Source organism: Streptomyces boncukensis, from assembly GCF_011045075.1.
Lineage (GTDB): Bacteria > Actinomycetota > Actinomycetes > Streptomycetales > Streptomycetaceae > Streptomyces > Streptomyces boncukensis.
The window spans coordinates 1-24,276 of record NZ_JAAKZZ010000051.1 but is presented as its reverse complement, the minus strand read 5'-3'; the positions used below and the strand labels follow the sequence as shown (position 1 = coordinate 24,276).

Here is a 24,276-nt window from a genome sequence, read left to right as displayed (position 1 = left end):
GAGGGGCTCCCCCCTGAGCCCCTCCACCACCGCGATGTGCGGCGGCCGCTTCCGCCCGGTGCCACGAGCGCACCCCCGTCCGCTCAGTGCGGCACCGGACTTCTCACCCGACCGGGCCGAGGGGGCGGGAACCGAAGGGACATGCAGGCGCGTGTGAAGTACTGCGCTCGTCGCGGTGCTGTGCAGTGTGTTCATCTCGCGCCCCCTTGGAGCCAACCCGGTCGCTTGCTTGATGCCGTACACACTGCCGGGCCAGTTTCATCGTCAGGTCTGCCGTCTGTCACAGCGCTGTCACAAGCGCGCGCGGTACGCCTCGTGCGCAGGTCAGTGGAGGGGCCGGGAGCCGTAGCGGATCCGGAGCCGACCGCCGGTCGAAGTCGGCGGCGGGAATGAGCCAGAATGGCGCGCGTGCCTTTCCTTTTGCTGATCGAGGACGATGACGCTGTCCGTACCGCCCTGGAGATGGGTCTGACCCGCCAGGGGCACCGCGTGGTGACCGCGGCGTCCGGCGAGGACGGCCTCAAGCTGCTGCGCGAGCAGCGGCCCGATCTGATCGTGCTGGATGTGATGCTGCCCGGCATCGACGGCTTCGAGGTGTGCCGCCGCATCCGGCGCACGGACCAGTTGCCGATCATCCTGCTGACCGCGCGCAGCGACGACATCGACGTCGTGGTGGGCCTGGAGTCGGGCGCGGACGACTACGTCGTCAAGCCCGTGCAGGGGCGGGTGCTCGACGCGCGCATCCGGGCCGTGATGCGGCGCGGCGAACGGGAGTCCAACGACTCGGCCTCGTTCGGCTCACTGGTCATCGACCGCTCGGCGATGACGGTGACCAAGAACGGCGAGGACCTGCAACTCACCCCCACCGAGCTGCGCTTGCTGCTGGAGCTGAGCAGACGCCCCGGGCAGGCGCTGTCCCGGCAGCAGCTGCTGCGGCTGGTGTGGGAGCACGACTACCTCGGCGACTCGCGGCTGGTCGACGCGTGCGTCCAGCGGCTGCGCGCCAAGGTCGAGGACGTGCCGTCCTCGCCGACCCTCATCCGTACGGTGCGCGGCGTGGGATACCGGCTGGACACCCCCTCGTGAGCGCCGCGCGGCCGGTGGCCCCGGCCGGTCCCGGCCGGGCGAACGGAAGGACGCGGTGACGGAAGCCACCACCAGGGCCGGGCGGGTGCGGGGGCGGCTCGCCGGGATGCTGCCGACGCTGCGCCTGCGGCTCGTCGTCGTCTTCGCGCTCGTCGCGCTGACCGCCGCGGTCTCCGCCTCCGGCATCGCCTACTGGCTGAACCGCGACGCGGTGCTCACCCGTGCGCAGAACGCCGCGCTGAACGACTTCCGCAAGACCATGGAGGACAACGCGGGCAACCTGCCCCGCAAGGTGGAGTGCGACCAGTTGCGGGACGCGGCCCGCAAGATGGCCCGCTCCACCCAGGACTACCAGGTGCTGCTGATCGGCGAGACCCGCGAGGGCCGGCCCTGCGCCGCCGCCTCCAACGAGGACGACTTCACGCTCCAGCACGTGCCGGAGTCGCTGCGCAGCGCCGTCGCCAAGAAGCGCAAGGTCGACTCGGCGAACTCGTATCCGTACCACCTCTACTGGCAGCGGATCACCAAGGGCGGGGACCCCTATCTGATCGGCGGCGCCAAGGTGATCGGCGTGAGCCCGACGCCGACCGGCTACATGCTCAAGTCCCTGGCGCCCGAGCGGGACGACCTCAACTCGCTCGCCTGGTCGCTCGGCATCGCGACCGGGCTGGCCCTGATCGGCGCGATGCTGCTGGCCCAGTTCGCCGCGACGACGGTGCTGCGGCCGGTACGGCGGCTCGCCGAGGCCGCCCGCAGACTGGGCGAGGGCAAGCTGGACACCCGGCTGCGGGTGTCGGGCACGGACGAGCTGGCGGAGCTGTCGCGGACGTTCAACAGGACGGCGGAGTCGCTGGAGCGGCGGGTGGCCGACCTGAGCTCCCGGGAGGAGTCCAGCCGGCGGTTCGTGGCGGACATGTCGCACGAGCTGCGTACGCCGATGACGGCGATCTCGGCGGTGACCGAGGTGCTGGAGGAGGAGCAGGAGAACCTCGACCCGATGATCGCGCCCGCCGTCCAGCTCGTGGTGAGCGAGACGCGGCGGCTGAACGATCTCGTGGAGAACCTGATGGAGGTCACCCGCTTCGACGCGGGCACGGCCAAGCTGGTCCTGGACGACGTGGACGTGGCCGACCAGGTGACCGCCTGTATCGACGCGCGCGCCTGGCTGGACGCGGTGGAGCTGGACGCCGACCGCGGGATCACCGCCCGGCTCGACCCGCGCCGCCTCGACGTCATCCTGGCGAACCTGATCGGCAACGCGCTCAAGCACGGCGGCTCCCCGGTGCGGGTCTCCGTGCGCACCCGCACCCGCGACGACGGCGAGCCCGAGCTGGCGATCGAGATCGCCGACCAGGGGCCCGGCATCCCCGAAGCGGTGCTGCCGCACGTCTTCGACCGGTTCTACAAGGCGAGCGCGTCCCGCCCCCGCTCCGAGGGCAGCGGCCTGGGGCTGTCCATCGCCCTGGAGAACGCCCATATCCACGGCGGCGAGATCACCGCGCACAACGCACCCGGGGGCGGCGCCGTCTTCACCCTGCGGCTGCCGAGGGACGCCCGCCGCGTCGTGGAGGAGCGGGAGCGGGAGGAGCGCGACGAGCACGGCGAACACGGTGAACACGGCGAGCAGGACGCGCACGGCGAGCAGGACGCGCAGGACGAGCACGGCGGGAGCGGCGACGGCGACGTGAACGGTGAACGGCAGCGGCGGGACGGCGAGCGATGAACCGTACGTACCGCACCGCCCGCACGACCCTCACCCCGCTCCTCACCGTCGCGGCGCTCGGCGCGCTGCTGGCCGGATGCGGCATCCGCTCGACGTCCGTCCCGGTGGACGCGGGCGCGGCGCCCTCCCGGGTGGGCTGCGTGCTCACCGAGAACAACCGGCGCGGCGGCGAGGGGGCGTCCGCCGTCCGTATCTTCCTGGTGTGCGGCTCCCGGGTGGCGCCCGTGGAGCGGGAGGTGAAGATGCCGCAGGGGCGCTCCTCGGCCGAGCGGCTGCCGGTCGCCCGCAGGCTGCTGGAGGAGCTGAGGCGGCAGCCGGACGCGGAGGAGGGGTCGGCGGGCTTCGAGACGGCCCTCCCGGCCGACCTGAGGATCACCCGCCGGGCCGCCGGCGACCCCGAGGAGGCGCTGCGGCTGAACACGCCGGTGCGCGAGCTGCCGCCGTTCGCGCTCGGCCAGCTCGTGTGCACCCTCGCGGACACGGCGGCCGCCGACGCCAACCACGCGGTCACCCTCGGCGGCCCGCCCGACGAGCCCGGCGGGGAGCTGCAGCGGTACGAGTGCGGCACCGCGCTGCGCACCCGCCCGGAGGCGGCCGAGACCGCGGGCACCCGGGTGTGACCGCCGGGCCCCGCCGGGCGGTGCGCAGTCGTACGCGGTGACATTGCACAGGTCACACCGGAGCCCCGCGCGGAACCGGACTCGCCGGTAGCGACGTCTCCCCGCGTGTGCAGAGCCATCGCTCTGGCGGTGTGACCACCGCCTCCCGAATCCGCGTCGCAGGGCTTGTCCTGCTGGCCGCGCATCTGGTGTTCGTCGGATGGCTCACGCTGCGTCCGCGCTCGGTCCCCTGGGTGACGCCGCCGAACCTGCATCCGTTCGCCACCATCCGCGCCGACCTCGCCGACGGCCCGCGGGCCGCGCTGGAGGGGATCGGCGGCGGACTGCTGCTGCTCGCCCCGCTCGGGGTGCTGCTGCCGCTGGCCGCCGGGCGGCTGCGCCGCCCGCTGCTGGGGACGGCGGCCCAGACGGTGATCGCGGGGGCGCTGGTCGCGATGGGGATCGCGCTGCTGCAGTCCTGGGTGCCCTGGCAGGTCGCGAACATCGACTCGGTGATGCTGAACACGGCCGGGGTGGCGCTGGCGCAGCTGCTGGCGTTCCCGCCGCTGCGGCGGTGGATCCTGGGCCGGGAGGACGAGGACGGGCCGCACGCGCGGGGCCCTTCCCCCTCGCCGTCGCCGCGGGCCGGGCGGCTCTCCCGGCGGGACGAGGGTGCCCGGGGGGTGACCCCGAGGAGCGCCCAGGGCGCGGCCCCGAGAGCAACCAGGGTCGGCATCGCACCGTAGCCGGGGCGCGACGCCGGTGCCCCGTCAGGGGCGCGGGGAACTGCGCGACCCGCCACGCACGACCCGCACTCGGCGACGAAACAGCAGGGGGCAGCCCCGCCCCGGCACGATCCACCGGGCACGCCGACGGCGGGCGCCCCTCCACCAGGAGGAGCGCCCGCCGTCGTACTCCGCGCGCCGCTGTGAACCGCTCAGCCGCCGAGGGGCAGGCCCACCGGGAGGCCGCCCACCATGCCGCCGCCGGGCTTGCTGCCCGGCTTCTCGCCCTTGTCCTGCTCGTTCAGGGACTTGCCGGTGGCCTCCACGGTCTTGGAGACCTGGCCGGGCAGGTCGGCGTCGGAGACGGTCTCGACGGCGGTGCCGGCGGTCTTGCCCAGGGTGCCGAGCGTGTCCTGCTGGGGGGCGGCGGAGGCGACACCCGCGCCGGTTGCGGCGACGGCGGCGCCCAGCGCGACGACGCCGAGGGACTTCTTGGTTGCCTGCTTCATCTGTAACTACGTCCTCGTGACGGGGGCTTGAGCAGCCCGGCGAACGTAGCCAGGAACGCGAAGCCATGGCAAACACGCCGGGGTCGCCGCCAGTCGCGGCTCCCCGGCGCGACACGGCGCACTCAAAGTCGCCCTCCGCCCCCCGGCGCACGCCCGCTCGGATCAGCAGAAGCGCTGGTCACCGCGGTTCAGCGGGCGGAGTCACGGAACAGCCATTCGGACTTCAGTGCGGCATAGCCGGGCTTGATCACTTCATTGATCATGGCGAGACGTTCATCGAAAGGAATGAACGCGGACTTCATGGCATTGACCGTGAACCACTGCATGTCGTCCAGCGTGTACGAGAAAGTGCCCACGAGGTGCTCGAACTCGCGGCTCATGCTCGTGCCGCTCATCAGACGGTTGTCGGTGTTGACGGTCACCCGGAAGTGGAGGCGGCGCAGCAGGCCGATGGGGTGCTCGTCGTACGAGTCGGCGGCGCCGGTCTGCAGGTTGGAGCTCGGGCACATCTCCAGCGGCACGCGCTTGTCCCGTACGTACGCGGCGAGCCGCCCCAGCTTCACCGACTGGTCATCGTGCACCTGGATGTCGTCGATGATGCGCACGCCGTGCCCGAGCCGGTCGGCGCCGCACCACTGGAGGGCCTGCCAGATCGAGGGCAGCCCGAACGCCTCGCCCGCGTGGATGGTGAAGTGGTTGTTCTCCCGCTTCAGATACTCGAAGGCGTCCAGGTGCCGGGTCGGCGGGTGCCCGGCCTCGGCGCCCGCGATGTCGAAGCCGACGACGCCCAGATCGCGGTAGCGGTTGGCCAGTTCGGCGATCTCCAGCGCGCGGGCCGCGTGCCGCATCGCCGTCAGCAGCGCGCCGACCCGGATCCGGTGGCCCGTCTCGCGGGCCCGGCGCTCGCCCTCCCGGAAGCCCTCGTTGACCGCCTCGACCACCTGTTCGAGCGTGAGTCCGCGCTCCAGATGCAGCTCGGGCGCGAACCGGACCTCGGCGTACACCACGCCGTCGGCGGCCAGGTCCTCGGCGCACTCGGCGGCGACCCGGACCAGCGCCTCGCGGGTCTGCAGCACGCCGACGGTGTGCGAGAACGTCTCCAGGTACCGCTCCAGCGAACCGGAGTCGGCGGCCTCCCGGAACCAGGCGCCCAGCCGGTCCGGGTCGGTCTCGGGGAGCGCGCCGTACCCGGTCTCGCGGGCGAGTTCGGCGACGGTGGCGGGGCGCAGACCCCCGTCGAGGTGGTCGTGCAGCAGGACCTTGGGAGCGCGGCGGATCTCAGCGGAGCCGGGGACAGGGCTGGGGGATGCGCTTGCGGAAGCGCTCGGGGATTCGCTTGCCATCTCGGCACTCTAGCTCCTACGCGCGTAGATCGCACGCGTCCGCGCTTGATACGGAATGGTGATCGCACGCCGGGCTCCGTACACCGCGACTTCTGCCATCGTTCTGCCATGGCTCAGCGAGCGTTGCCCGAGCGGGAAGCACGACTGGGACGGCCGACGGGGGCCACCGACACCGCCCCGCAGGCCGTGGTACTGGTACTGCCGGGCGGCGGCGCGGCGCACAGCGCGCGGCGCACCTCGGCCGTGGCGGCGGCGTCGGCGCTGACGCTGGCCCGCCGCGTCACGCGCTCCGCGCACCGCGACGGGGTGGTCTCCCACGTCCTCCACTACCGCTACCGCGGCTGGAACGACGAGGCGGCGCACCCCGCGCAGGACGCGGAGTGGGCGGTGGAGGAGGCCGTACGCCGGTACGGGGACGTCGCGGTGTCCCTGGTCGGCACGGATGTGGGGGCCCGCGCGGCGCTGCGCGCCGCGGGCCATCCGGCGGTCGCCTCGGTGCTGGCGCTCGCGCTGTGGCTGCCGGAGGGCGCGCACACGACGGAGCCGGTGCGGCAACTGGTGGGGCGTCAGGTGCTGATGGTGCACGGCACGGACGACGCGCACAGCGACCCCGAGTACTCCTTCCGGTACGCGGAGCGGGTCAAGAAGGTGAACAGCTCCGTCTGCCGGTTCGAGGTGCACACGGACGGGCACGGGCTGCGCCGGCACTCCGCCGAGGTGGCGGCGCTGGCCCGGGACTTCGTGCTCGGCACGCTGTGTGCGCGGGACTTCGCGCGCCCGCTGGTGGACGCGATGGCGGCACCGCCGCCGCTGGGACTGCGGATGCCGCTCGCCTCGGGGTTCGGCCGCACCCTGCGGTGAACCCCTGTTCCCCGCACCCCTTCGGGGCGCCCGTGGATCTCCGCGAACCAGCAGGAGCGCACCGGCCGTGGCGCGCCACCGGTCATCCGCGCGCCGCAGCCGGCACCGCCTGCCGCGTTCCGTACAGCGTGACACCGCCCGCTGCCGCCATCGCGCCGAGGCCCAGCGCGACCGTGGCCTCCCAGCCCCCGGCCGCGAAGGCGAGCGCGCCCAGCGCGCCACCCGCCGAACTGCCGGTGTAGTAGGCCATCTGGTAGAGCGCGGACGCCTGCGCCGCGCCCGCGCCGCCCGCCGTGCGGCTCACCGCGCCGGACGCGACCGCGTGCCCCGCGAAGAAGCCCGCGGTGATCAGCACGAGTCCGGCCACCACCGCGAGCAGGCGGTCGGCCAGGGTCAGCAGCAGGCCCGCCGACGCCAGCGCGATGCCCACGTACAGCGTGCCGCGCCGCCCCAGCCGGGCGTTGAGCCGGCCCGCCGTCGCCGAGACGGCCGTACCCGCCAGATAGATCACGAAGATGGAGCCGACGAGCCCCTGGGAGAGCCCGAAGGGCGCGGCCACCAGGCGGTAGCCGATCACCGTGTAGACGGCGCCGAACACCGTCATGAACAGCAGCCCGATCGCGTACAGCCGCAGCAGCAGCGCGTTGCGCAGATGTCCGCCGACCGTACGGGCGACCGCGCGGGGCCGCAGCGAGGCGGGCGTGAAGTGCCGGGCGGGCGGCGCCAGCAGCCGGAACGCGACCGCGCACAGCAGCGAGGTGAGCGCCACCGCCAGCAGCCCAGCGCGCCACCCCCACACCTGGGTGACCCAGCCGGTGAGGATCCGGCCGCTCATCCCGCCGACGCTGTTGCCCGCCACGAACAGCCCGACGGCGCCCACCAGGTGCCGTGCGCGCACCTCGTCCGCGAGATACGCCATGGCGGAGGCGGGCACGCCCGCGACCGCCGCGCCCTGCAGCGTGCGCAGCGCGACCAGGGTGCCGAGGTTCGGCGCGAGCGGGATGACCAGGGCCAGCGCGACCGCGGCGGCCAGCGCGGCGGTGAGCATCCGGCGCCGCCCGAATCGCTCGGAGAGCGCCGCCAGCGGCAGCACCGCCACGGCCAGCCCGACGGTCGCGCCGGAGACGGTCCAGCTGGCCCGGTCCGGGGCCGCGCCCAGGTCGTGGGAGATCTCCGGCAGCATGGCCTGGGTGGAGTAGAGCAGCGCGAACGTGGACAGGCCGGCGGCGAACAGCGCCATCCGCATCCGGCCGTGCCCCGGGTCGCCGGGGCTGAGCTTGGTCGCGTCGGGGTCACCGGGAGAGGCGTCCACACCCCCGGTGGACGCCCTGGTATCAGCAGGCATGCCCTCGAACGTAGGAGGGCCCGGCCTCATCCGTCCAATGCACGGAACTGCGAGAATCGATGCACTGACGCATCACCGCAGCCAGGGGTCGCCATGTCATCGCCACGTAACGGCCGGGACAGTCCCGTCACACTCGACGGACACGGTCCCGGCACCGGCTGGGGCGGCCTGCTCGCCCCGCGCCTCGCCCAGTTCGCCGCCGTCGCCCGGCACGAGCACGTCACACGCGCCGCACAGGAGCTCGGCATTCCGCAGTCCTCGCTGAGCCGGGCCCTCGCCCGGCTCGAAGCCGACCTGGGGGTCGCGCTGTTCGCGCGCCGGGGGCGCACCGTCTCCCTCACCCCCGCGGGCCGTACGTTCCTCGCCTCCGCCGAACGCGCCCTGGCCGTCGTCGAACAGGCAGCCGAGTCGGTGCGCTCCGACGCCGACCCCGCCTCCGGCAAGGTCGCGTTCGGCTTTCTGCACACCCTCGGCTGGGAGACGGTGCCGGGGCTGCTGCGCGCCTTCCGCGCCGACCATCCGCGGGTGCGGTTCGCGCTCATCCAGGACTACGGCGAGGCCATGCTGGACCGGCTCCGCGCGGGCGAGCTGGACCTGTGCCTGACCTCGCCGGTGCCGGGCCCCGAGTCCCCGGAGCTGGTGGCCCGGCGGCTGGACGAGCAGCGGCTGCGGCTGGTCGTCCCCGAGGGCCACCGGCTCGCGGGCCGCAAGCGGGTCCGGCTCGCGGAGGCGGCCGACGAGTCCTTCGTCACCCTCGAACGCGGCCGGGGCATGCGCAGCATCCTGGACACGCTGTGCGCCCGTGCCGGGTTCACGCCGCGCATCGCGTTCGAGGGCGAGGAGGCCGAGACGGTGCGCGGGCTGGTGGCGGTCGGCCTGGGCGTGGCGCTGCTGCCGCCTCCGGCGATCCCCCGGCCGGGCGTGCACGAGCTGGCCGTCACGGCGCCGCGGGCGGTCCGCGAGATCGGCCTCGCGTGGCCCGCGGGGCAGCCGGAGACGGCGCCGGTCGAGGCGTTCAAGCGGTTCCTGCTCGGCCGCCGGGGCCAGTTGCTGCCCGGGTGAGGACGGCGCGGATGTCCCGGAACCGGCAACAGAAGTTGTCCCCGGATCCGGAACGCCGCACGCTCCTGGCATGAACGCACACCACACGGACCACCCCACACCTGCCCACGCCCACCACCACGCCCATCACCACGGCGGGGGCGACGGCGACTACGACCTGGACTGGGAGGCGATGGCCGACCGGCTGGAGCGCGAGGCCGAGCTGCAGTCGGACCTCCTCCAGGACGCGGCGGCCTGGCTGAGCGGCCTGCTGCTGGAGGGCGGCTGCGGCGGCCCGGCCGTCACCCGGGTGCTGGACGTCGGCAGCGGCCCCGGCGTCAGCACGGCGCATCTGGCCCGCGCCTTCCCGCACGCCGAGGCCGTCGCGGTGGACGGCGCCGCCGGGCTGCTGGAGCGCGCCCGGACGCGCGCCGGGCGGGAGGGGCTCGCCGACCGCGTCACCACCCGCCGGGCCGACCTCCCCGGGGACCTCGCGGACCTGGGCACCGCCGATCTGATCTGGACCAGCCATGTCGTCCACCACCTGGGCGACCAGCAGTCCGCGCTGGCCCAGCTCGCCGGCGCCGTACGGCCGGGCGGGCTGCTGGCCGTGCGCGAGGGCGGGCTGCCGCAGCGCTTTCTGCCCCGCGACTTCGGCATCGGGCGCCCCGGCTTCCAGGCCCGGCTCGACGCGGCGGTCGAGGAGTGGTTCGCCCAGATGCGGTCCGACCTTCCGGACAGCGCCCGGACGGTGGAGGACTGGCCCGCCATGCTGGCCGCGGCCGGGCTGACGCCGACGGGCAGCCGGACGTTCCTCACCGAGCTGCGGGCCCCGCTGGGGGAGCCGGCCCGCGACCACCTGTACGACCTGCTGGCGCGGGCCCGCGAGGCGTTCGCCGGGCTGCTGGCGGACGACGACGTCGGCACGCTGGACGCGCTGCTGGACGACGGCTCCCCGGAGGGGATCCGGCGGCGTCCCGACGCCTTCTGGGTGACCGCGTCGACGGTGCACACGGCCCGCGCGTGACAGCGGGCGTCAGGCGCCGACCCTGCCCAGGAGCAGCGGGGTGGCGGTGAAGTCGTCCGCCGTACCGACCTCGTAGGCGCCCTCCAGGGCCGCCTCCGCGTAGCCGAGGGCGTTCGGGGTGTCCGTGTGGAGGGTGAGCAGTGGGGCGCCCTCCACCACCAGGTCGCCCGGCTTCGCATGCAGCTCGACGCCCGCTCCCGGCTGCACCGGGTCCTCCTTGCGCGCGCGGCCGGCGCCCAGCCGCCAGGCGCACAGGCCGACGGCGTAGGCGTCGAGGCGGGTGAGGACGCCGGAGGACGGCGCGGTGAGCACATGCTGCTCCCGCGCCGTGGGCAGCGGCGCGTCCGGGTCGCCGCCCTGGGCGGTGATCATGCGGCGCCAGACGTCCATGGCGCGGCCGTCGGCCAGCGCCCTGGCCGGGTCGGCGTCCGGGAGCCCGGCGCCGGCGAGCATCTCGCGGGCCAGCGCCAGGGTCAGCTCGACCACGTCGGACGGGCCGCCGCCCGCCAGGACCTCGACGGACTCGCGGACCTCCAGCGCGTTGCCCGCGGTGCGGCCGAGCGGCGTGGACATGTCGGTGAGCAGCGCAACCGTGCGCACCCCGTGGTCGGCGCCCAGCTCCACCATGGTGGTGGCCAGCTCCCGGGCGTCCTCGGCGGTCTTCATGAACGCGCCGGAGCCCGCCTTGACGTCGAGGACCAGCGAGTCCGTACCCTCCGCGATCTTCTTGGACATGATGGAGGAGGCGATCAGCGGGAGCGCCTCGACGGTGCCGGTGACGTCGCGCAGCGCGTAGAGCCGCTTGTCGGCGGGGGCGAGGCCGTCGCCCGCCGCGCAGATCACGGAGCCGACCTCGCGCAGCACGTCCATCATCCGGGCGTTGGACAGGGCGGCCTGCCAGCCGGGGATGGCCTCCAGCTTGTCCAGGGTGCCGCCGGTGTGGCCGAGGCCGCGCCCGGACAGCTGCGGCACGGCCGCGCCGCAGGCGGCGACGAGCGGGGCCAGCGGCAGCGTGATCTTGTCGCCGACGCCGCCCGTGGAGTGCTTGTCGGCCGTGGGGCGGGGCAGCGAGGAGAAGTCCATACGCTCCCCGGAGCCGATCATCGCGGCCGTCCAGCGGGCGATCTCGGCGCGGCTCATGCCGTTGAGGAAGATCGCCATGGCGAGGGCCGACATCTGCTCGTCGGCGACGGTGCCCGCGGTGTAGGCGTCGATGATCCAGTCGATCTGGTCCTCGGTGAGCGGGTGCCTGTCGCGCTTGGCGCGGATGACGGAGATGGCGTCCATGGTGGCGGTTCTTCCTTTCCGAAATGTCTGGCTGGGTCGCGGGAGGGGCTGCCCCTTACCGCGCGTCGCGGACTGCGGCGCTGCTGTGGCCGCTCGCGCAGTTCCCCGCGCCCCTTACGGGGCAGCCCTGCGCCGGACGTGCCCCGAAGGGGCGCGGGGAACTGCGCGAGCAACTTGCCACGCACCGGCGGGCCGCGACGCGCGGCAAGGGGCAGCCCCGGCCCGGCAAAGGGCACCGGTCCCGTTCAGGGAAGCTCCGAGGGCCCGAACGCGTCGGGCAGGAGCTCGGAGAGCCGGCGGATCCCTGACGGGGCCTCGACAAGAAGCCCGGCCCCGCCGTGCTCCCACAGCAGCTGGCGGCACCGCCCGCACGGGGCGACCACCCGCGCGTCGTCGCCGCCCACACAGGTGAACGCGGTCAGCCGGCCGCCCCCGCTCGCACACAGCGCCGAGACGAGTCCGCACTCGGCGCACAGGGTGAGCCCGTAGGACGCGTTCTCCACATTGCAGCCCGTCACGGTCCGCCCGTCGTCGACGAGCGCCGCCGCGCCGACGGGGAAGCCGGAGTACGGGACGTAGGCGCGGGCCAGCGCGTCCCTGGCCCGCTCCCGCAGTCCCTCCCAGTCCACTGCCTGGTCCACGGTCACGGTCCGGCTACGTCCCTTCGCCTCGGCGGTACGACCTGCCGACCGCCTTGGGCGGGCGGAGCCGCTGCGCCGCGAGGGAGAGCACCAGCAGGGTGGTGATGTACGGCGTCATCTCGACGAACTCCAGCGCGACGGTGTCGGTCGTCACGTACCAGATGATCAGCAGTACGGCGATGATGAGCGCGACGGCCGCCTGGAGCCTCGCGACGCGCCGCGCGGCCCGCAGACCGCCGCGCAGCTTCCACACCGCCAGCCCCACCAGCGCCACCGCGACCAGCAGCAGCAGCGCGTGGACGGTCTCGCCGCCGGCGCGCACCCGCAGCGCGTCCATGAAGCCGAACAGGCCCGCGCCCATGGCGACGCCGCCGGGGCGCCAGTTGCCGAAGATCATGGTGGCGAGGCCGATGTAGCCGCGCCCGCCGGTCTGGCCCTCCTGGTAGATGTGCACGCCGATGGTGAGGAACGCGCCGCCGAGCCCGGCGAGCCCGCCGGAGACGGCGAGCGCCGCGTACTTGTACCGGTAGACGTTGACGCCCAGCGACTCGGCGGCCGTCGGGCTCTCGCCGCAGGACCGCAGCCGCAGCCCGAACGAGGAGCGCCACAGCACGAAGAAGCTGCCGGCGAACAGCGCGACGGTGAGCAGCGTCAGCCAGGACACCTCGTGGCACAGGCCGCGCAGCAGCCCGGCGAGGTCGGAGACGAGGAACCAGTGGTGCTTCTCGATCGAGTGCAGCCCGCCGGAGAGGCCGGGCACGGTGAACGTCGGCATGTCGTCCATCGGCGGCGACTGTTTGTCGTTGCCGCCCGCCTCGGCCGCCTCGCTGCCCTCGGCGCCGAACCAGAGCTTGGCCAGATAGCGCACCAGGCCGAGCGCGAGGATGTTGATGGCGACACCGGAGACGATGTGGTCGACGCCGAAGGTGACGGTGGCCAGCGCGTGGATCAGCCCGCCGAGCACGCCGCCCGCGATCCCGGCGAGCGCCGCGGCCCAGGGGCCGTGCTGCCAGCCGATCCAGCCGGCGGCGAAGGTGCCGAGCATCATCATGCCTTCGAGGCCGATGTTGATGACGCCTGCGCGCTCCGCCCACAGCCCGCCGAGCCCGGCCAGCCCGATGGGCACCGCGGCCCCCAGCGCGGAGGAGAACTGCCCGCTGTCGGTGAGCTGGTGGGAGCCGGTGACGATGCGGGTGAGGGAGAACAGGACGAGTCCGCCCGCGATGAGCAGCAGGATCACGGGGTACGAGAGCCGCGGCCGGCTCCCGGGGCGCGGTCGCTTCGTGGCGAGGTCGGCGCTGCTCACGCGGACACCTCCGGCTTGTCGTTGGTACCGGCGGCCCGCGCGCTCAGCTCCTCGCCGACCTTGCGCTGCTGGACCCGGAGCCCGTAGCGGCGCACGGTCTCATAGGCGATCACCACGCAGAGCACGATGATCCCCTGCATCACCTCCACGATCTCCTGCGCGTAGTCCTCGAACTCCAGCCGGATGCCGGTGCGTTCGAGGAAGCCCCACAGCAGCGCAGCGAGCGCCATGCCGATCGGGTGGTTGCGGCCCAGCAGCGCGATGGCGATACCGGTGAAGCCGATGCCGGCGGGGAAGTCGGTACCGTAGTTGTACGAGACGTTCAGCAGCGTCGGCATGCCCACCAGCCCGGCGACCGCGCCGGACAGCAGCATGCTGGTGACGACCATCCGCTTGACGCTGACGCCGCTGGCCGCCGCCGCGGGCTCGCTGCGGCCCACGGCGCGCAGATCGAAGCCGAAGCGGGTGCGGCCGAGCACGAACCAGTACGCCAGCCCGACGGCGATCGCGATCACGATGGTGCCGTAGATCGGCTTGGGGTCGGTCGGGATGGTGAAGAAGTGGCTGGAGTCGGGCAGGTTGGTGGTGTGGAAGAGGTTGCCGTCCTTGACGGCCAGCTTGTCCTCGGAGAGGAAGTAGCCGATCAGCGAGCCCGCGATGGAGTTCAGCATGATCGTGGTGATGACCTCGCTGACGCCGCGGGTCGTCTTCAGCACGCCCGCGATGCCCGCCCACACCGCGCCGACCGCCATCGCGGTGAGGATGATGATCGGGATCTGGATCGCGCCGGGCAGCGCCAGGGCGCCGCCGACGGCCGCCGCGAAGAACGCCGCGACCCGGTACTGCCCGTCCACACCGATGTTGAACAGCTTCATCCGGAAGCCGATGGCGACGGCGGCAGCCGAGAGGTAGTACGGGATGGCCTTGTTGACGATCCAGACCTGGCTGTCGCTCTTCGAGCCGAAGTCGATCATCACGGAGAACGCGTGCAGCGGGTCCTTGCCGCTGGCCGCGATCACCAGGGAGGAGAGGACCAGCGCCGCCACGATGGCCAGCACGGGCGCGGCCAGCGCCAGTATCAGCTTCTCCTTGCTGAACCTGCCGCGCAGCCGGAGCCAGTACCGGTCCTCCAGGTGCCGGTGGAGCGCCCGCTGCTCCGGCGTCTCCCCGAGGTCGTTCATCGCTCCTCCTCGGAGGCCGGGCCCCAGGCCGCGTCCTGGGGGGTGTCGGGGTGTTCCAGGTGTCCGGACGCGGTTCCGGTCATGGCGGAGCCCAGCTCCTGAGGGGTGACCGTGGCCGGGTCGGCGTCCGCGACGAGCCGTCCCCGGTACATCACGCGCAGCGTGTCCGACAGCCCGATCAGCTCGTCCAGATCGGCGGAGATCAGCAGCACCGCCAGGCCCTCCCGGCGCGCCGCGCGGATCTGGTCCCAGATCTGCGCCTGCGCGCCCACGTCCACACCGCGCGTCGGGTGTGCGGCGATCAGCAGCTTGGGGCGGTGGCTCATCTCGCGGCCGACGATGAACTTCTGCTGGTTGCCGCCGGACAGGCTGGCCGCCGTGACCTCGATACCGGGCGTGCGCACGTCGTACGCGTCGACGATGCGCGCGCTGTCCGTACGGGCGCCGCGCAGCGCCAGCAGCCGGGGCAGGCCCGGGATGCCGAACAGCCGCCCCCCGGCGTTCGGCGGCTCGGTGGCGTGCCCGAGGATGCGGTTCTCCCACAGCGGAGCCTCCAGCAGCAGCGCGTGCCGGTGCCGGTCCTCGGGGATGTAGCCGATGCCGCCCTCGCGCCGGCCGCGGGTGGCCAGCCGGGTGATGTCCGCGCCGTCCAGGGTGAGGGTGCCGTCCTTGGGGGTGCGCATCCCCATGACCGCCTCGACCAGCTCGGCCTGCCCGTTGCCCTCGACGCCCGCGATGCCGAGCACTTCGCCCTTGTGGATGGTGAACGAGACGCCGTCCAGCACGGCCCGCACCACCCCGTCCGAGTCGGTCGCCGACAGCCGCAGCCCTTCGGCGGTCAGCATCGGGGCGTCGGTGACCGTCGACTCGCGGGTCTCGGGCGTGGGCAGTTCGCTGCCCACCATCAGCTCGGCCAGCTGCTTGGGCGTCGTCTCGCCGGGCGAGACGGACGCCACCGTCGTACCGCGCCGGATCACGGTGATCGCGTCCGCGACGGACAGCACCTCGCCGAGCTTGTGCGAGATGAACACGACGGTCAGCCCCTCGGCCTTCAGCTCGCGGAGGTTGGCGAACAGCGCGTCGACCTCCTGCGGCACCAGCACCGCGGTGGGCTCGTCGAGGATCAGCGTCCGGGCGCCGCGGTAGAGCGCCTTGAGGATCTCCACCCGCTGCCGGTCGGCGACGCCGAGGTCCTCCACCAGTTCGTCGGGGCGTATGCCCAGCTGGTAGGCGTCCGACAGCTCCATGATCCGCTGCCGGGCCCGGCCGCCGATGCCGTGCAGGCCCTCGGCGCCGAGCACCGTGTTCTCCAGCACGGTGAGGTTGTCGGCGAGCATGAAGTGCTGGTGCACCATGCCGATGCCGCGCGCGATGGCGTCGGCCGGGCTGTGCAGGGTGGCCCGCTCGCCGTTGATGCTGATGGTGCCCTCGTCCGGCTTCTGCATGCCGTAGAGGATCTTCATCAGCGTCGACTTGCCGGCGCCGTTCTCGCCGACGAGCGCGTGCACGGTGCCCCGGCGGACCGCGATGTCGATATCGCGGTTCGCCACGACGCCGGGGAACCGTTTGGTGATCCCCCGCAGCTCGACGGCGACACCATCGGTGGTGTCTGGGCTGGAAATGACAACTCCTCCGCGAATGAGCGGGTTGTTCCCTCCCGCCGCGCGGGCCGGCGGAAGGGGGCGCGGCCGGCGCGGCGGGACGACGGAGAGCGCCGCGGAAGGGCGCCGGGCGCCGTTACGGCGTGGAGGGGACCTTGACCTCGCCGTCGGCGATCTTCTTGGACGCCTTGTCGACGTCGTCCTTGATGTCGTCGATGAACCCGCCGGACGTCGCCACCGAGACGCCGTCCTTCTTGAGGTCGAAGGTCAGGTCGCCGGTCATCGGCTTGTCGTCCTTGACGGACTTGATCAGGTCGAAGACGGCCACGTCGACGTTCTTCACGGCGGAGGTCAGGATGGCGCCGCGGTACTTCTCCAGGCCCTTCTGCCGGTACTGGTCGGAGTCGACCCCGATGGCCCAGGCGCCCTTCTTCTTGCTGACCTCCTCGATGGAGCCCGCGCCCGACTGGCCGGCCGCGGTGTAGATCACGTCGTTGCCGCGCCCGAGCATGCCCTTGGCCATGTCCTTGGCGCGCGCCGGGTCGTTGAAGCCCTTGTCCGACTCCTTGTAGAGGTAGTCGACCTCGACCTTGATCTTGGGGTCGGTGTCCTTGACGCCCTTGACGTAGCCGGCCTCGAACTTCTGGATGAGCGCGTTGTCCACGCCGCCGATGAAGGAGACCTTCTTCGACTTGGTCTTCTTCGCCGCGGCGACCCCGACCAGGTAGGACGCCTCGTGCTCGGCGAAGGTCATGCCCGCCACGTTCTTCTGCTCCGAGCCGGAGTCGACGACGCCGAAGGTGGTGTCGGGGAAGTCCTTGGCGACCTTGTTGATCGACTTGCCGTAGTTGAAGCCCACGCCGATGACCGGGTCGTAGCCCGCCTCCGCGAGCGAGGTGAGGCGCTGCTCGCGGGTGGCCTCGGTCTCGTTGTTCCCGGCGGTCATCTGCTTGACCTTGACGCCGAGCTCCTTCTTGGCGCGGTCGGTGCCGCGGGCCGCGGCCTCGTTGAAGGAGTGGTCGTCCCGGCCGCCGACGTCGAAGGCCAGACCGACGCCCTTGCCCTTCTCACCCCCGCCAGAATCCGATGAGCTCTCACCGCACGCCGTGACGGTCAGTGCGAGGGCCGCGGTGGCGGTGGCCGCGGCGGCAAGCTGTGTTACCCGACGCAAGAGGACGTCCCCTTCGACTCTGGAAGCGCCAAAGCGTGTCTTCCGGCGCTGCTTCGCGCACAGATTAACGCGCGTAGAATTCCGGCAGAAGACAGTGCGAGGGCCGTTATCGGATCGCAGCGAAGGGCGTTCCGGCCCTCCAGTGACGACCCCCTGTGACGGCCCCGCTGTGAGGCCCCGCTCACCATGGCGCCCCGCAGGGGCGCGGGGAACTGCGCGCGCAACCACACCACACCCGCACCCCGCAGCGAAGCGCAAGGGGCAGCCCCGACCCGGCAGGGATCCGCCGGTCACGGCACTAGGCGGCCGGACTCAGCAGCGCGGCGGCGGTGAGCAGCTCGACGGCGACGGGGATCGCCGACTCGTCCACGTCGAAGTCCCCCTGGTGAAGATCGCGGACGCGGCGGTCCCCCGGCGTCCGCACCCCGAGCCGGGCCATCGCCCCCGGCACCCGCTCCAGATACCAGGAGAAGTCCTCCCCGCCCTGGCTCTGCTCGGTGGTCTCGACGGAGCCGGCCCCGCAGCGCGCCGTCATCGCGCGCCGCAGCAGCGCGGTGGACTCCGGCTCGTTGACGACCGGGGGCACGCCGCGGATGTAGTTCAGCTCGCACTTGGCGCGGTGCAGCGCCGCCACCTCGTCCACCGCCGCGTGCACCAGGTCCGGCGCCTTACGCCAGCTGGCGAGGTCGAGGCAGCGCAGCGTGCCGGACAGCTCGGCGCGCTGCGGGATCACGTTCGGCGCGTGCCCCGCAGCGATCCGGCCCCAGGTCAGCGCCATCCCGGAGCGGGCGTCGACCCGGCGGGAGAGCAGCGCGGGCACCTCGGTGGCGACCTTGGCGGCGGCCGTCACCAGATCGGTGGTCAGATGCGGGCGGGCCGTGTGCCCGCCCGCGCCGCTGAGGGTGATCTCCAGCCGGTCGCAGGCCGAGGTGATCGGCCCGGTGCGCAGCCCGATGCGGCCCGCGTCCACGCGCGGGTCGCAGTGCAGCGCGACGATGCGGTCCACCCCGTCCAGCGCCCCGCCCTCCACCGCGTCCAGGGCGCCGCCGGGCAGCACCTCCTCCGCGGGCTGGAAGAGCAGCCGCACGGGCCTGGGCAGCTCCCCCGAGCGCGCGAGCTCGGTGAGCACGAGCCCGGCGCCGAGGACGGCGGTGGTGTGGACGTCGTGTCCGCAGGCGTGCGCCCGGTCCGGGACCGTGGACCGGTAGGGCACGTCCTTGACGTCCGGGATGGGCAGTGCGTCGATATCGGCGCGGAGCGCGAGCAGGGGGCGCGCGGCAGCCGCACGGTCTTCCGTTCGGGCGTCCACATCGGGGCGGATGTCACACACGAGCCCGGTGCCCGCGGCGAGCACCCGGGGATACAGCCCGGCCCGCTCCAGGCGGGTCTTGAGCGCGCAGGTCGTGCGGAACTCCTGGTTCCCCAGCTCGGGGTGCATATGGAGATCGCGACGGAAGGCGACGAGCTCGCGCCTGAGGGTCTCGGGAAGTCTGCCGGGCAGACCGGGCTCCGCGGGTGTGTCCACCTCCGGTGCAGGGGACAGGAGTTCGTTCATGGACCGAGACTAAGGGGTGAACCTCGACAACTGGTGCGGTATTCCGCAAAGTTCAGTCGCACAGGGGAAGAAAAGTGGGCCGGGCGGCGGTTATGTCCGTATGGGGATGGGTATGAATGAACGCTTCCTGTGCGGGGCCGCTGGCGTAGGGGACGGCAGGTCCCCTCGGCCGCCCCGTTTCCGGCACAGGGTGTCCTGGCGCCCGGACGGTACATTTCAGCCACGAGGCGCGTCGGATTCGTCCCCTGTCGGGACGCTGGTGGCGCTGACGTCGCCCCCCGGTGCTCACGCCCCCGCTCAGGCCACGCCTCCGCGTCCGGGACACGGCACCGGCCTCGCGTCCCCGCCTGTGCGAGGGCAGGTGAGCAGCGCCCGTACCAGGAAGCCGCCGGACGCGTACAGGCCGACATAGCCGTCCTGGCCGAGCCTGAGCCGTATGAGCGCGTGGGCCAGCCCGGTGTCGGGCGTACGCCCGGAAGCCGTGACGACCCCTGCCAGCTCCTTCGCCAGCCACTCATGGGCGGCCTCGGCAGTGGCGAAGGCCCCCTTGTGCAGCTGCTCCGGCTTGCGGAACCAGTCGGCCAGCTCTCTCGGCATGACCGCCACGTCGCTGTCCCGCGCCTGGCCGTCCGGCGGGACGGCGCTGCCGTTCCACGCGAAGGCGTGCCAGTGAAGGTCAGGCATCTGCTGTCGTCGCGGCGTAGGGCCGACGCTCGGGGCAGAGAGCCGGCCGTTCGCCGCCTGCGGAAGTGACCGTCTCAGGTCAGGTGGTCGAACTCGCCGTTCTTGGCTCCGTCGAGCCAGCACTCCCACACATGACGGCTCACGACGAACGGTGGGTTACCGAGATCTTCGGTGTCGCGTATAGCCACGTTCCCCTCGCTCAGGAACGCGATTTCCAAGCATCCGCCATTGGCGCTGGAGGCGCTGGACTTGAACCAGTCGGCGTTCTTGAGCTCTGGTCTGTCGAGATTCATCGCATCTCCTCAGCGGCGCGTTCGAGCAATGCCGTTGACTCATCGGGATCGCACGCAGACGCCTTCAGCAGGTCAAACTGATGCGCGAAGCGCCGCACGTCGTTCTGTTTCTCCAGGTACAGGTTTCCGGCCGGTGAATCCACGTAGACCACGGGGCCGGAGGTGTCGAACTCCAGCATGGAGAACGCACCGCCAAGGCTCGGGTGAGCGTGCTTCCGCAACGGGTAGACCTGAATCGTCACTTGGGGTGAGTCAGCCATCTCCCGAAGATGGTTGAGCTGCTCACGCATGACGGCCGGGCCGCCCAGCGGGCGGATGAGCGCCGCTTCGTCCAGAACGAGCCACAGGTTCAGAGGGGGCAACGGCTCCCTGTCTTCCATCAGCCGCGCACGCTGAGACCGGACTTGGACGAGATCGTCGATATCGCTGGGGCGGTGGATCCGAGCGGAGTTCAGGACAGCCCGTGCGTAATCGGGAGTCTGCAGCAGTCCGTGCACCAGCAGCGGCTCCCACGCCCGTTCAGTATGCGCGGTGGTCTCCAGACTCATCAGGGTGTCGAGACCGGAGGGGAGCACTCCCTCGTACGTCTGCCACCACCCGCGCTGCTGCGAGCTGGTCACCATGTCGAGCAGGGCATCGACCTTGCCGCCGTCCGCGACTCCATACAGCTTGCACAGGGTACGCACATCGTCCGCCTTCGCCACAGCGGTTCCGCGCCCCAGTTCGATGCGGCTCACCCGCGACGGGTCGCACCTGAGGGCCTTGGCCGCATCCTTGGCGCCGAGTCCCGCAGCCTCGCGGAGGCGGCGCAACTCGGCGCCGAGCTGCCTCCGGTGCACGATCGGGTTGGTAGCCATGCTTGTCCTCTGACCCTCCGTCGTCGCGACGAACGTGCTCAACGTCAGTTTGCCGCATCCCCTGCGCGAGCCGCACATGTGGCCTCTCCTTCGCGGCTCGGATTCGCAGAGTTGTTCAGCACGTGCCGAACACGTGCTGAGCCATTGCACGACACGTTCCAAGGTGCCATTCTCGGCGGTATCGACGCGACGGATCGCAGTTGTGTCGTCGCACTTCGTGATCAAGCGGAACGCCGACCGGAACCAGGGAGGCTGAGCCAATGGCTGACACAGCGGACGCCTGGCACCAGCACAACGACCTCACCCACGTGCACCCCGAGCTCCGCAGACGGCTCAGCGGGGAGGCGTGCGCCTACTGCGGCGCCACGGACGGGCTCCGGGACGGCGAGCTCGCGTGTCGCGTCGATCCGGACTCGGGTCGGCGAGTCGCGTACCGCATGCGGATCTGCCCCCGCTGTCCGCAGCGTGCTGCAACGGAGGAGGGACCCTCATGACATCCGGAACCGATGCCGGGACCTGGGCTGTGCCGGCGGACGCAGCGGCATCCGCTCCCCGGGCCGGCCGGCTGTGGGACGCCGTACGGGTCGTACGCCCCGTCGGCCTCGACGCGGTGCTGCGGCTACGGGGCCGCGGGGTGGCTGTCGGCCCCGTGCTCGACGTCCCGCCGCGCGGCGCCCTGGAATTCGTCGTACCTGCGGGCACGGCCGAGTCCTGGCCGCCGCTGCCCGGTACCACCTGCGTCCGCTCGGGACGTCTCCCGTGCCCGGTGCCGCACACGAGGTCGGCAGAGGGCCAGTGGGTGGTACGCGGACGCCGCTGGATCGTCCCGCTCGGCAGCACCGCCGCCTTCACCGACCCCGACGAGCTCGCCGAGACCGTCACCGGGGCGGCTGCGCACCGCGCGTTCGCCTGGCTCGGCTGGAACGGTCCCCGCTACGCGCTCATGCCGGGGTGATCCGCCATGCATGCGCGCTGTGCGCGCTGTGATCAGCCTGCCACCCGCTCCACACCGCTCAAGAAGTACAGCAAGGACGACAGCGCCAGCGGGGGCGGCGTCACCCTATGGCTCCACGAGCCCGCGTGCCCGAAACCGCCACCGCGTGCGCGCACATGGACGGGATGACGCCTCGGCCTGGTCTCCGGCAACCTTGATCGGGCACCGGGCCGCCCATCGCCGCCGCTCTCGCCGACCTCCTGGAGCAAGGAGCCGCACCGTGCCCCCTCCCGACTCCGCCGAACTCCGCCACGGGCTCGCAGACCTCCTCGCACAAGACGGCGTACTGAAGACAGCCGCATGGCGAAAGGCGGTCGAAGAAGTCCCCCGGGAGCAGTTCCTGCCTTCCTTTTTCCGGGACGAGCCCGGCCCGGACGGCGTCCCCCGGTACGTTCCCGTCACTCGGGCCGCCGATGCCGCCGAGTGGCTGGCCCTCGTGTACCGGAACGAGACCTGGGTGACTCAGCTCGACGGCCACGTGACCGCCGAGACGGCGGACGGGCCGGTGAGTGGCTTCCCCACCTCCTCCTCCACGATGCCCGCAACCGTCGTCGGGATGAGCGAAGCGCTGGACGTGGAAGACGGGATGAAGGTACTGGAGATCGGCACCGGGACCGGGTACTCCACCGGGCTGCTGTGCCACCGCCTCGGGGCGGACAACGTCGCCTCTGTGGAAGTCGACCCCGAGGTGGCCAAGCGGGCGGACGACGCATTGGAGGCGCTGGGCTACTCGACGTGGACCGTCACCGGGGACGGGCTCCTGGGCCACCCGCGCCGAGCCCCGTACGACCGCACTGTCGCCACGTGTGCGCTCCGCCGCATCCCCTACGCCTGGGTGCGGCAGACCAGGCCCGGAGGCGTCATCCTGGCCACCGTGGGCCCCAGCGCCTGGTCCTACGGCACCGGACTGGTCAAGCTCACGGTCAAGGACGACGGCACGGCGGAAGGGCGCGTCATCGCGCGGACCTCCTTCATGCCTGCCCGAGCACAGGCCGCCGTTCCGCTTTCCGGAGACCTCGCCGCCCGCGCCGCCTACGCCGACACCGAACGCGAAACCGCTCTGTCGCCGGACCTGCTGAGAGAGTGGATGCCCGCGTTCCTGGCCCAACTCGCGGCTCCCGGGAGCCAACTCGTCCGCGCCACGAGCAGCGGCCGCGAGACGGTGTATCTGTTCGACACCGGCCGGGAAGCGTTCGCGGCCCTCACTGCCGACGGGGACCGCTGGAACGTCCGGCAAGGCGGGCCCGTAGCCATCTGGGACGCCATCGAGTACGCGGTGTCAGCCTGGCAGGAAGCCGACGAGCCGGACATCACCGCGGTTCGGCTGACCGTCACTCCCGAAGCACACGTCTACTGGATCGCGGAGCATCCCGCCCTCCGCTGGCAGCACCCGCATCCGCCGCTGAGCGCCTGAGTCCAGGACACCGGCCTGCGGGCGAGTGCCCCGGACCGCCAGATGACCCGGCTCACGCCGGGTGGGTGACCTCGCGGGTGAGTCTGCGGACGCCTCGGGCCGTTCCGGTGACGCCGGCCAGGAAGCCCTGGGCGCGGGGGGAGGCGGTGTGGGTGAGCCAGGCCGGGTCCACGTCGCAGACGACGACCGTGACCGGGGTGCCCTGGAGGGCCAGGGGGAGGGTGTGGACGACGGTGGAGGGGAAGCTGAGGATGGTGTGGCCCACCGGGCCCCGTCTGGCGACCAGTTCGAGGGGGAGGTCCGGGCGGACGATCTCCAGGCCCGTTGCCGCGCTGATCTGGTGGAGCTTCTCGCTGCTCTCGCGGCGGTGCGCGAAGTAGCGGGTGGCGCCGTGGGCGCGGGCCAGGGAGGTGACGGCTTCGAGGTAGTGGTCGGTGTCGACGACGCCGGTCTCCACCAGGGAGGTGCCCACCAGGTCCGCGCCCTGTTTGACGCGGGGCGGGCCGAAGCGGGCCCGGGTCCAGGAGAAGTCGTTGGCCTTGATGGTCACCTGGGGCGGGGGCTCCACCGGCATCGCGCTGAACACCTCGACCGTACGGCCCTTGCGGGGCGTGAGGCGGCGGCGCGCGCGGCGGGAGACCGGGGCGAAGGCGAGCGCGTGCGCCCTGGCGGCGATGCCGCCCTTGCCCTTGCGGTGCCAGCGTACGAAGCGCTCGCCCTGGGCGAGTTGGGTGACGAACTCCATCGTGGCGGTGCCGTCGTCGACCACCGTGATCGCGCGGGACGCGCGGGCGGGGAGAGCGGCGAGGAGGAGCTGGACGTAGCGGGAGAAGGGGTCGCCGATGACGAGGGCGCCCGCGCGGCGCAGCGTGCCCGCGAGGGAGGAGAAGGAGGCGAGGCCCGCCAGCGCGCCGCCCCGGGCCTCCTCCCAGCGCACCGTGACCCCCTCGTCCCGGGCCAGCTCCGCCATGCGGCGCAGCTGGCCCCGGGTCATGGGGTCGTGGGGCGAGAGGATGACGATGGTGAGCGGGTC

General features: G+C 72.5%; 24 protein-coding genes and 1 pseudogene. 10 read left to right on the top strand and 15 right to left on the bottom strand.

Translation table 11 applies throughout. The features are described from left to right. Window positions 1-195: pseudogene (locus tag G5C65_RS39060) on the bottom strand (SigE family RNA polymerase sigma factor); the annotation flags it as partial. 213 nt (window positions 196-408) lie between these two features. On the opposite strand from G5C65_RS39060, the gene afsQ1 reads away from it, so the two are divergent. The 4 genes from afsQ1 to G5C65_RS07960 all read left to right on the top strand — a co-directional run bounded on the left by afsQ1 (window position 409) and on the right by G5C65_RS07960 (window position 4,154). After that, window positions 409-1,086 carry a two-component system response regulator AfsQ1 gene (gene afsQ1 / locus G5C65_RS07975; RefSeq protein WP_338146275.1) on the top strand — a complete coding sequence of 226 codons (678 nt, stop codon included), beginning with the start codon at window positions 409-411 and terminating at the stop codon, window positions 1,084-1,086. Window positions 1,087-1,192: 106 nt separating this feature from the next. Continuing rightward, complete coding sequence (locus tag G5C65_RS07970; RefSeq protein ID WP_165297945.1) at window positions 1,193-2,809, top strand: sensor histidine kinase; 1,617 nt, start codon at window positions 1,193-1,195, stop codon at window positions 2,807-2,809. Next, window positions 2,806-3,429, top strand: a complete 624-nt coding sequence (locus G5C65_RS07965; RefSeq protein WP_241265636.1) for a hypothetical protein — start codon at window positions 2,806-2,808, stop codon at window positions 3,427-3,429. The genes G5C65_RS07970 and G5C65_RS07965 overlap by 4 nt, the downstream gene beginning before the upstream one ends. Before the next feature lie 131 nt (window positions 3,430-3,560). After that, complete coding sequence (locus tag G5C65_RS07960) at window positions 3,561-4,154, top strand: VanZ family protein (protein ID WP_338146274.1); 594 nt, start codon at window positions 3,561-3,563, stop codon at window positions 4,152-4,154. 191 nt (window positions 4,155-4,345) lie between these two features. On the opposite strand, the gene G5C65_RS07955 is transcribed toward G5C65_RS07960, so the two are convergent. Both G5C65_RS07955 and G5C65_RS07950 read right to left on the bottom strand, forming a co-directional pair. After that, on the bottom strand, window positions 4,346-4,642 hold the full coding sequence (locus G5C65_RS07955; protein ID WP_165297940.1) for a hypothetical protein: 297 nt from the start codon (window positions 4,640-4,642) through the stop codon (window positions 4,346-4,348). Window positions 4,643-4,830: 188 nt separating this feature from the next. Beyond that, the gene (locus G5C65_RS07950; protein WP_165297939.1) at window positions 4,831-5,985 is read right to left on the bottom strand and encodes an adenosine deaminase; all 1,155 of its coding nucleotides are present in this window, start codon (window positions 5,983-5,985) and stop codon (window positions 4,831-4,833) included. Between the two features lie 108 nt (window positions 5,986-6,093). Here G5C65_RS07950 and G5C65_RS07945 point away from each other — a divergent pair, with 108 nt between their 5' ends. After that, entirely contained in the window at window positions 6,094-6,846 is a 753-nt protein-coding gene (locus G5C65_RS07945; RefSeq protein ID WP_165297938.1) for an alpha/beta hydrolase, read from the top strand. Between the two features lie 82 nt (window positions 6,847-6,928). Here G5C65_RS07945 and G5C65_RS07940 read toward each other — a convergent pair whose 3' ends face one another. Next, window positions 6,929-8,191 carry an MFS transporter gene (locus G5C65_RS07940; RefSeq protein WP_165297937.1) on the bottom strand — a complete coding sequence of 421 codons (1,263 nt, stop codon included), beginning with the start codon at window positions 8,189-8,191 and terminating at the stop codon, window positions 6,929-6,931. Window positions 8,192-8,284: 93 nt separating this feature from the next. Between G5C65_RS07940 and G5C65_RS07935 the strand changes: the two genes are divergently transcribed. Both G5C65_RS07935 and G5C65_RS07930 read left to right on the top strand, forming a co-directional pair. Then, complete coding sequence (locus G5C65_RS07935) at window positions 8,285-9,253, top strand: LysR family transcriptional regulator (protein WP_165297936.1); 969 nt, start codon at window positions 8,285-8,287, stop codon at window positions 9,251-9,253. Between the two features lie 70 nt (window positions 9,254-9,323). Continuing rightward, window positions 9,324-10,259, top strand: a complete 936-nt coding sequence (locus G5C65_RS07930; RefSeq protein ID WP_165297935.1) for a class I SAM-dependent methyltransferase — start codon at window positions 9,324-9,326, stop codon at window positions 10,257-10,259. A 9-nt stretch (window positions 10,260-10,268) separates the two neighbouring features. Here the strand turns inward: G5C65_RS07930 and G5C65_RS07925 are convergent, their stop codons facing one another. The 10 genes from G5C65_RS07925 to G5C65_RS07880 form a co-directional block, all read right to left on the bottom strand. Beyond that, window positions 10,269-11,546 (bottom strand): thymidine phosphorylase, encoded by a 1,278-nt coding sequence (locus tag G5C65_RS07925; RefSeq protein ID WP_165297934.1) that lies wholly within the window; start codon window positions 11,544-11,546, stop codon window positions 10,269-10,271. Window positions 11,547-11,791: 245 nt separating this feature from the next. Further along, window positions 11,792-12,193 carry a cytidine deaminase gene (locus G5C65_RS07920; RefSeq protein ID WP_165297933.1) on the bottom strand — a complete coding sequence of 134 codons (402 nt, stop codon included), beginning with the start codon at window positions 12,191-12,193 and terminating at the stop codon, window positions 11,792-11,794. A gap of 7 nt (window positions 12,194-12,200) precedes the next feature. Next, complete coding sequence (locus G5C65_RS07915; protein WP_165297932.1) at window positions 12,201-13,493, bottom strand: ABC transporter permease subunit; 1,293 nt, start codon at window positions 13,491-13,493, stop codon at window positions 12,201-12,203. Further along, window positions 13,490-14,674, bottom strand: coding sequence for an ABC transporter permease (locus G5C65_RS07910; protein WP_165297931.1), 1,185 nt, complete (start codon window positions 14,672-14,674; stop codon window positions 13,490-13,492). The genes G5C65_RS07915 and G5C65_RS07910 overlap by 4 nt, the downstream gene beginning before the upstream one ends. Continuing rightward, complete coding sequence (locus tag G5C65_RS07905) at window positions 14,671-16,314, bottom strand: ATP-binding cassette domain-containing protein (protein ID WP_165297943.1); 1,644 nt, start codon at window positions 16,312-16,314, stop codon at window positions 14,671-14,673. Before G5C65_RS07905 ends, G5C65_RS07910 begins: the two co-directional genes overlap by 4 nt. 97 nt (window positions 16,315-16,411) lie before the next feature. Then, window positions 16,412-17,446: a BMP family lipoprotein gene (locus G5C65_RS07900; RefSeq protein WP_165297930.1), complete on the bottom strand. Its 1,035-nt coding sequence runs from the start codon at window positions 17,444-17,446 to the stop codon at window positions 16,412-16,414. A 298-nt stretch (window positions 17,447-17,744) separates the two neighbouring features. After that, entirely contained in the window at window positions 17,745-19,001 is a 1,257-nt protein-coding gene (locus G5C65_RS07895; protein WP_165297929.1) for an amidohydrolase, read from the bottom strand. 297 nt (window positions 19,002-19,298) lie between these two features. Next, window positions 19,299-19,685, bottom strand: a complete 387-nt coding sequence (locus G5C65_RS07890; protein ID WP_165297928.1) for a hypothetical protein — start codon at window positions 19,683-19,685, stop codon at window positions 19,299-19,301. 74 nt (window positions 19,686-19,759) lie between these two features. Beyond that, window positions 19,760-19,978, bottom strand: a complete 219-nt coding sequence (locus G5C65_RS07885) for a DUF397 domain-containing protein (RefSeq protein ID WP_165297927.1) — start codon at window positions 19,976-19,978, stop codon at window positions 19,760-19,762. Then, entirely contained in the window at window positions 19,975-20,835 is an 861-nt protein-coding gene (locus G5C65_RS07880) for a helix-turn-helix domain-containing protein (protein ID WP_165297926.1), read from the bottom strand. Before G5C65_RS07880 ends, G5C65_RS07885 begins: the two co-directional genes overlap by 4 nt. Window positions 20,836-21,095: 260 nt before the next feature. On the opposite strand from G5C65_RS07880, the gene G5C65_RS07875 reads away from it, so the two are divergent. From G5C65_RS07875 to tgmC, 3 genes are all read left to right on the top strand, one after another. Next, window positions 21,096-21,329 carry a hypothetical protein gene (locus G5C65_RS07875; protein ID WP_165297925.1) on the top strand — a complete coding sequence of 78 codons (234 nt, stop codon included), beginning with the start codon at window positions 21,096-21,098 and terminating at the stop codon, window positions 21,327-21,329. Further along, window positions 21,326-21,790, top strand: coding sequence for a hypothetical protein (locus G5C65_RS07870; protein ID WP_165297924.1), 465 nt, complete (start codon window positions 21,326-21,328; stop codon window positions 21,788-21,790). Before G5C65_RS07875 ends, G5C65_RS07870 begins: the two co-directional genes overlap by 4 nt. 259 nt (window positions 21,791-22,049) lie before the next feature. Continuing rightward, window positions 22,050-23,243: an ATP-grasp peptide maturase system methyltransferase gene (tgmC, locus tag G5C65_RS07865; RefSeq protein ID WP_338146273.1), complete on the top strand. Its 1,194-nt coding sequence runs from the start codon at window positions 22,050-22,052 to the stop codon at window positions 23,241-23,243. 52 nt (window positions 23,244-23,295) lie between these two features. On the opposite strand, the gene G5C65_RS07860 is transcribed toward tgmC, so the two are convergent. Continuing rightward, window positions 23,296-24,276: hypothetical protein (locus tag G5C65_RS07860; protein ID WP_165297922.1), on the bottom strand; the 981-nt coding region annotated here is incomplete at its 5' end.

Coding starts and splice junctions, on each gene's coding strand:
- G5C65_RS07970 (WP_165297945.1), top strand. CDS start 1,193: ATGCTGCCGACGCTGCGCCTGCGGCTCGTCGTCGTCTTCGCGCTCGTC.
- G5C65_RS07965 (WP_241265636.1), top strand. CDS start 2,806: ATGAACCGTACGTACCGCACCGCCCGCACGACCCTCACCCCGCTCCTC.
- G5C65_RS07955 (WP_165297940.1), bottom strand. CDS start 4,642: ATGAAGCAGGCAACCAAGAAGTCCCTCGGCGTCGTCGCGCTGGGCGCC.
- G5C65_RS07950 (WP_165297939.1), bottom strand. CDS start 5,985: ATGGCAAGCGAATCCCCGAGCGCTTCCGCAAGCGCATCCCCCAGCCCT.
- G5C65_RS07945 (WP_165297938.1), top strand. CDS start 6,094: ATGGCTCAGCGAGCGTTGCCCGAGCGGGAAGCACGACTGGGACGGCCG.
- G5C65_RS07940 (WP_165297937.1), bottom strand. CDS start 8,191: ATGCCTGCTGATACCAGGGCGTCCACCGGGGGTGTGGACGCCTCTCCC.
- G5C65_RS07935 (WP_165297936.1), top strand. CDS start 8,285: ATGTCATCGCCACGTAACGGCCGGGACAGTCCCGTCACACTCGACGGA.
- G5C65_RS07930 (WP_165297935.1), top strand. CDS start 9,324: ATGAACGCACACCACACGGACCACCCCACACCTGCCCACGCCCACCAC.
- G5C65_RS07925 (WP_165297934.1), bottom strand. CDS start 11,546: ATGGACGCCATCTCCGTCATCCGCGCCAAGCGCGACAGGCACCCGCTC.
- G5C65_RS07910 (WP_165297931.1), bottom strand. CDS start 14,674: ATGAACGACCTCGGGGAGACGCCGGAGCAGCGGGCGCTCCACCGGCAC.
- G5C65_RS07895 (WP_165297929.1), bottom strand. CDS start 19,001: ATGAACGAACTCCTGTCCCCTGCACCGGAGGTGGACACACCCGCGGAG.
- G5C65_RS07890 (WP_165297928.1), bottom strand. CDS start 19,685: ATGCCTGACCTTCACTGGCACGCCTTCGCGTGGAACGGCAGCGCCGTC.
- G5C65_RS07885 (WP_165297927.1), bottom strand. CDS start 19,978: ATGAATCTCGACAGACCAGAGCTCAAGAACGCCGACTGGTTCAAGTCC.
- G5C65_RS07880 (WP_165297926.1), bottom strand. CDS start 20,835: ATGGCTACCAACCCGATCGTGCACCGGAGGCAGCTCGGCGCCGAGTTG.
- G5C65_RS07875 (WP_165297925.1), top strand. CDS start 21,096: ATGGCTGACACAGCGGACGCCTGGCACCAGCACAACGACCTCACCCAC.
- G5C65_RS07870 (WP_165297924.1), top strand. CDS start 21,326: ATGACATCCGGAACCGATGCCGGGACCTGGGCTGTGCCGGCGGACGCA.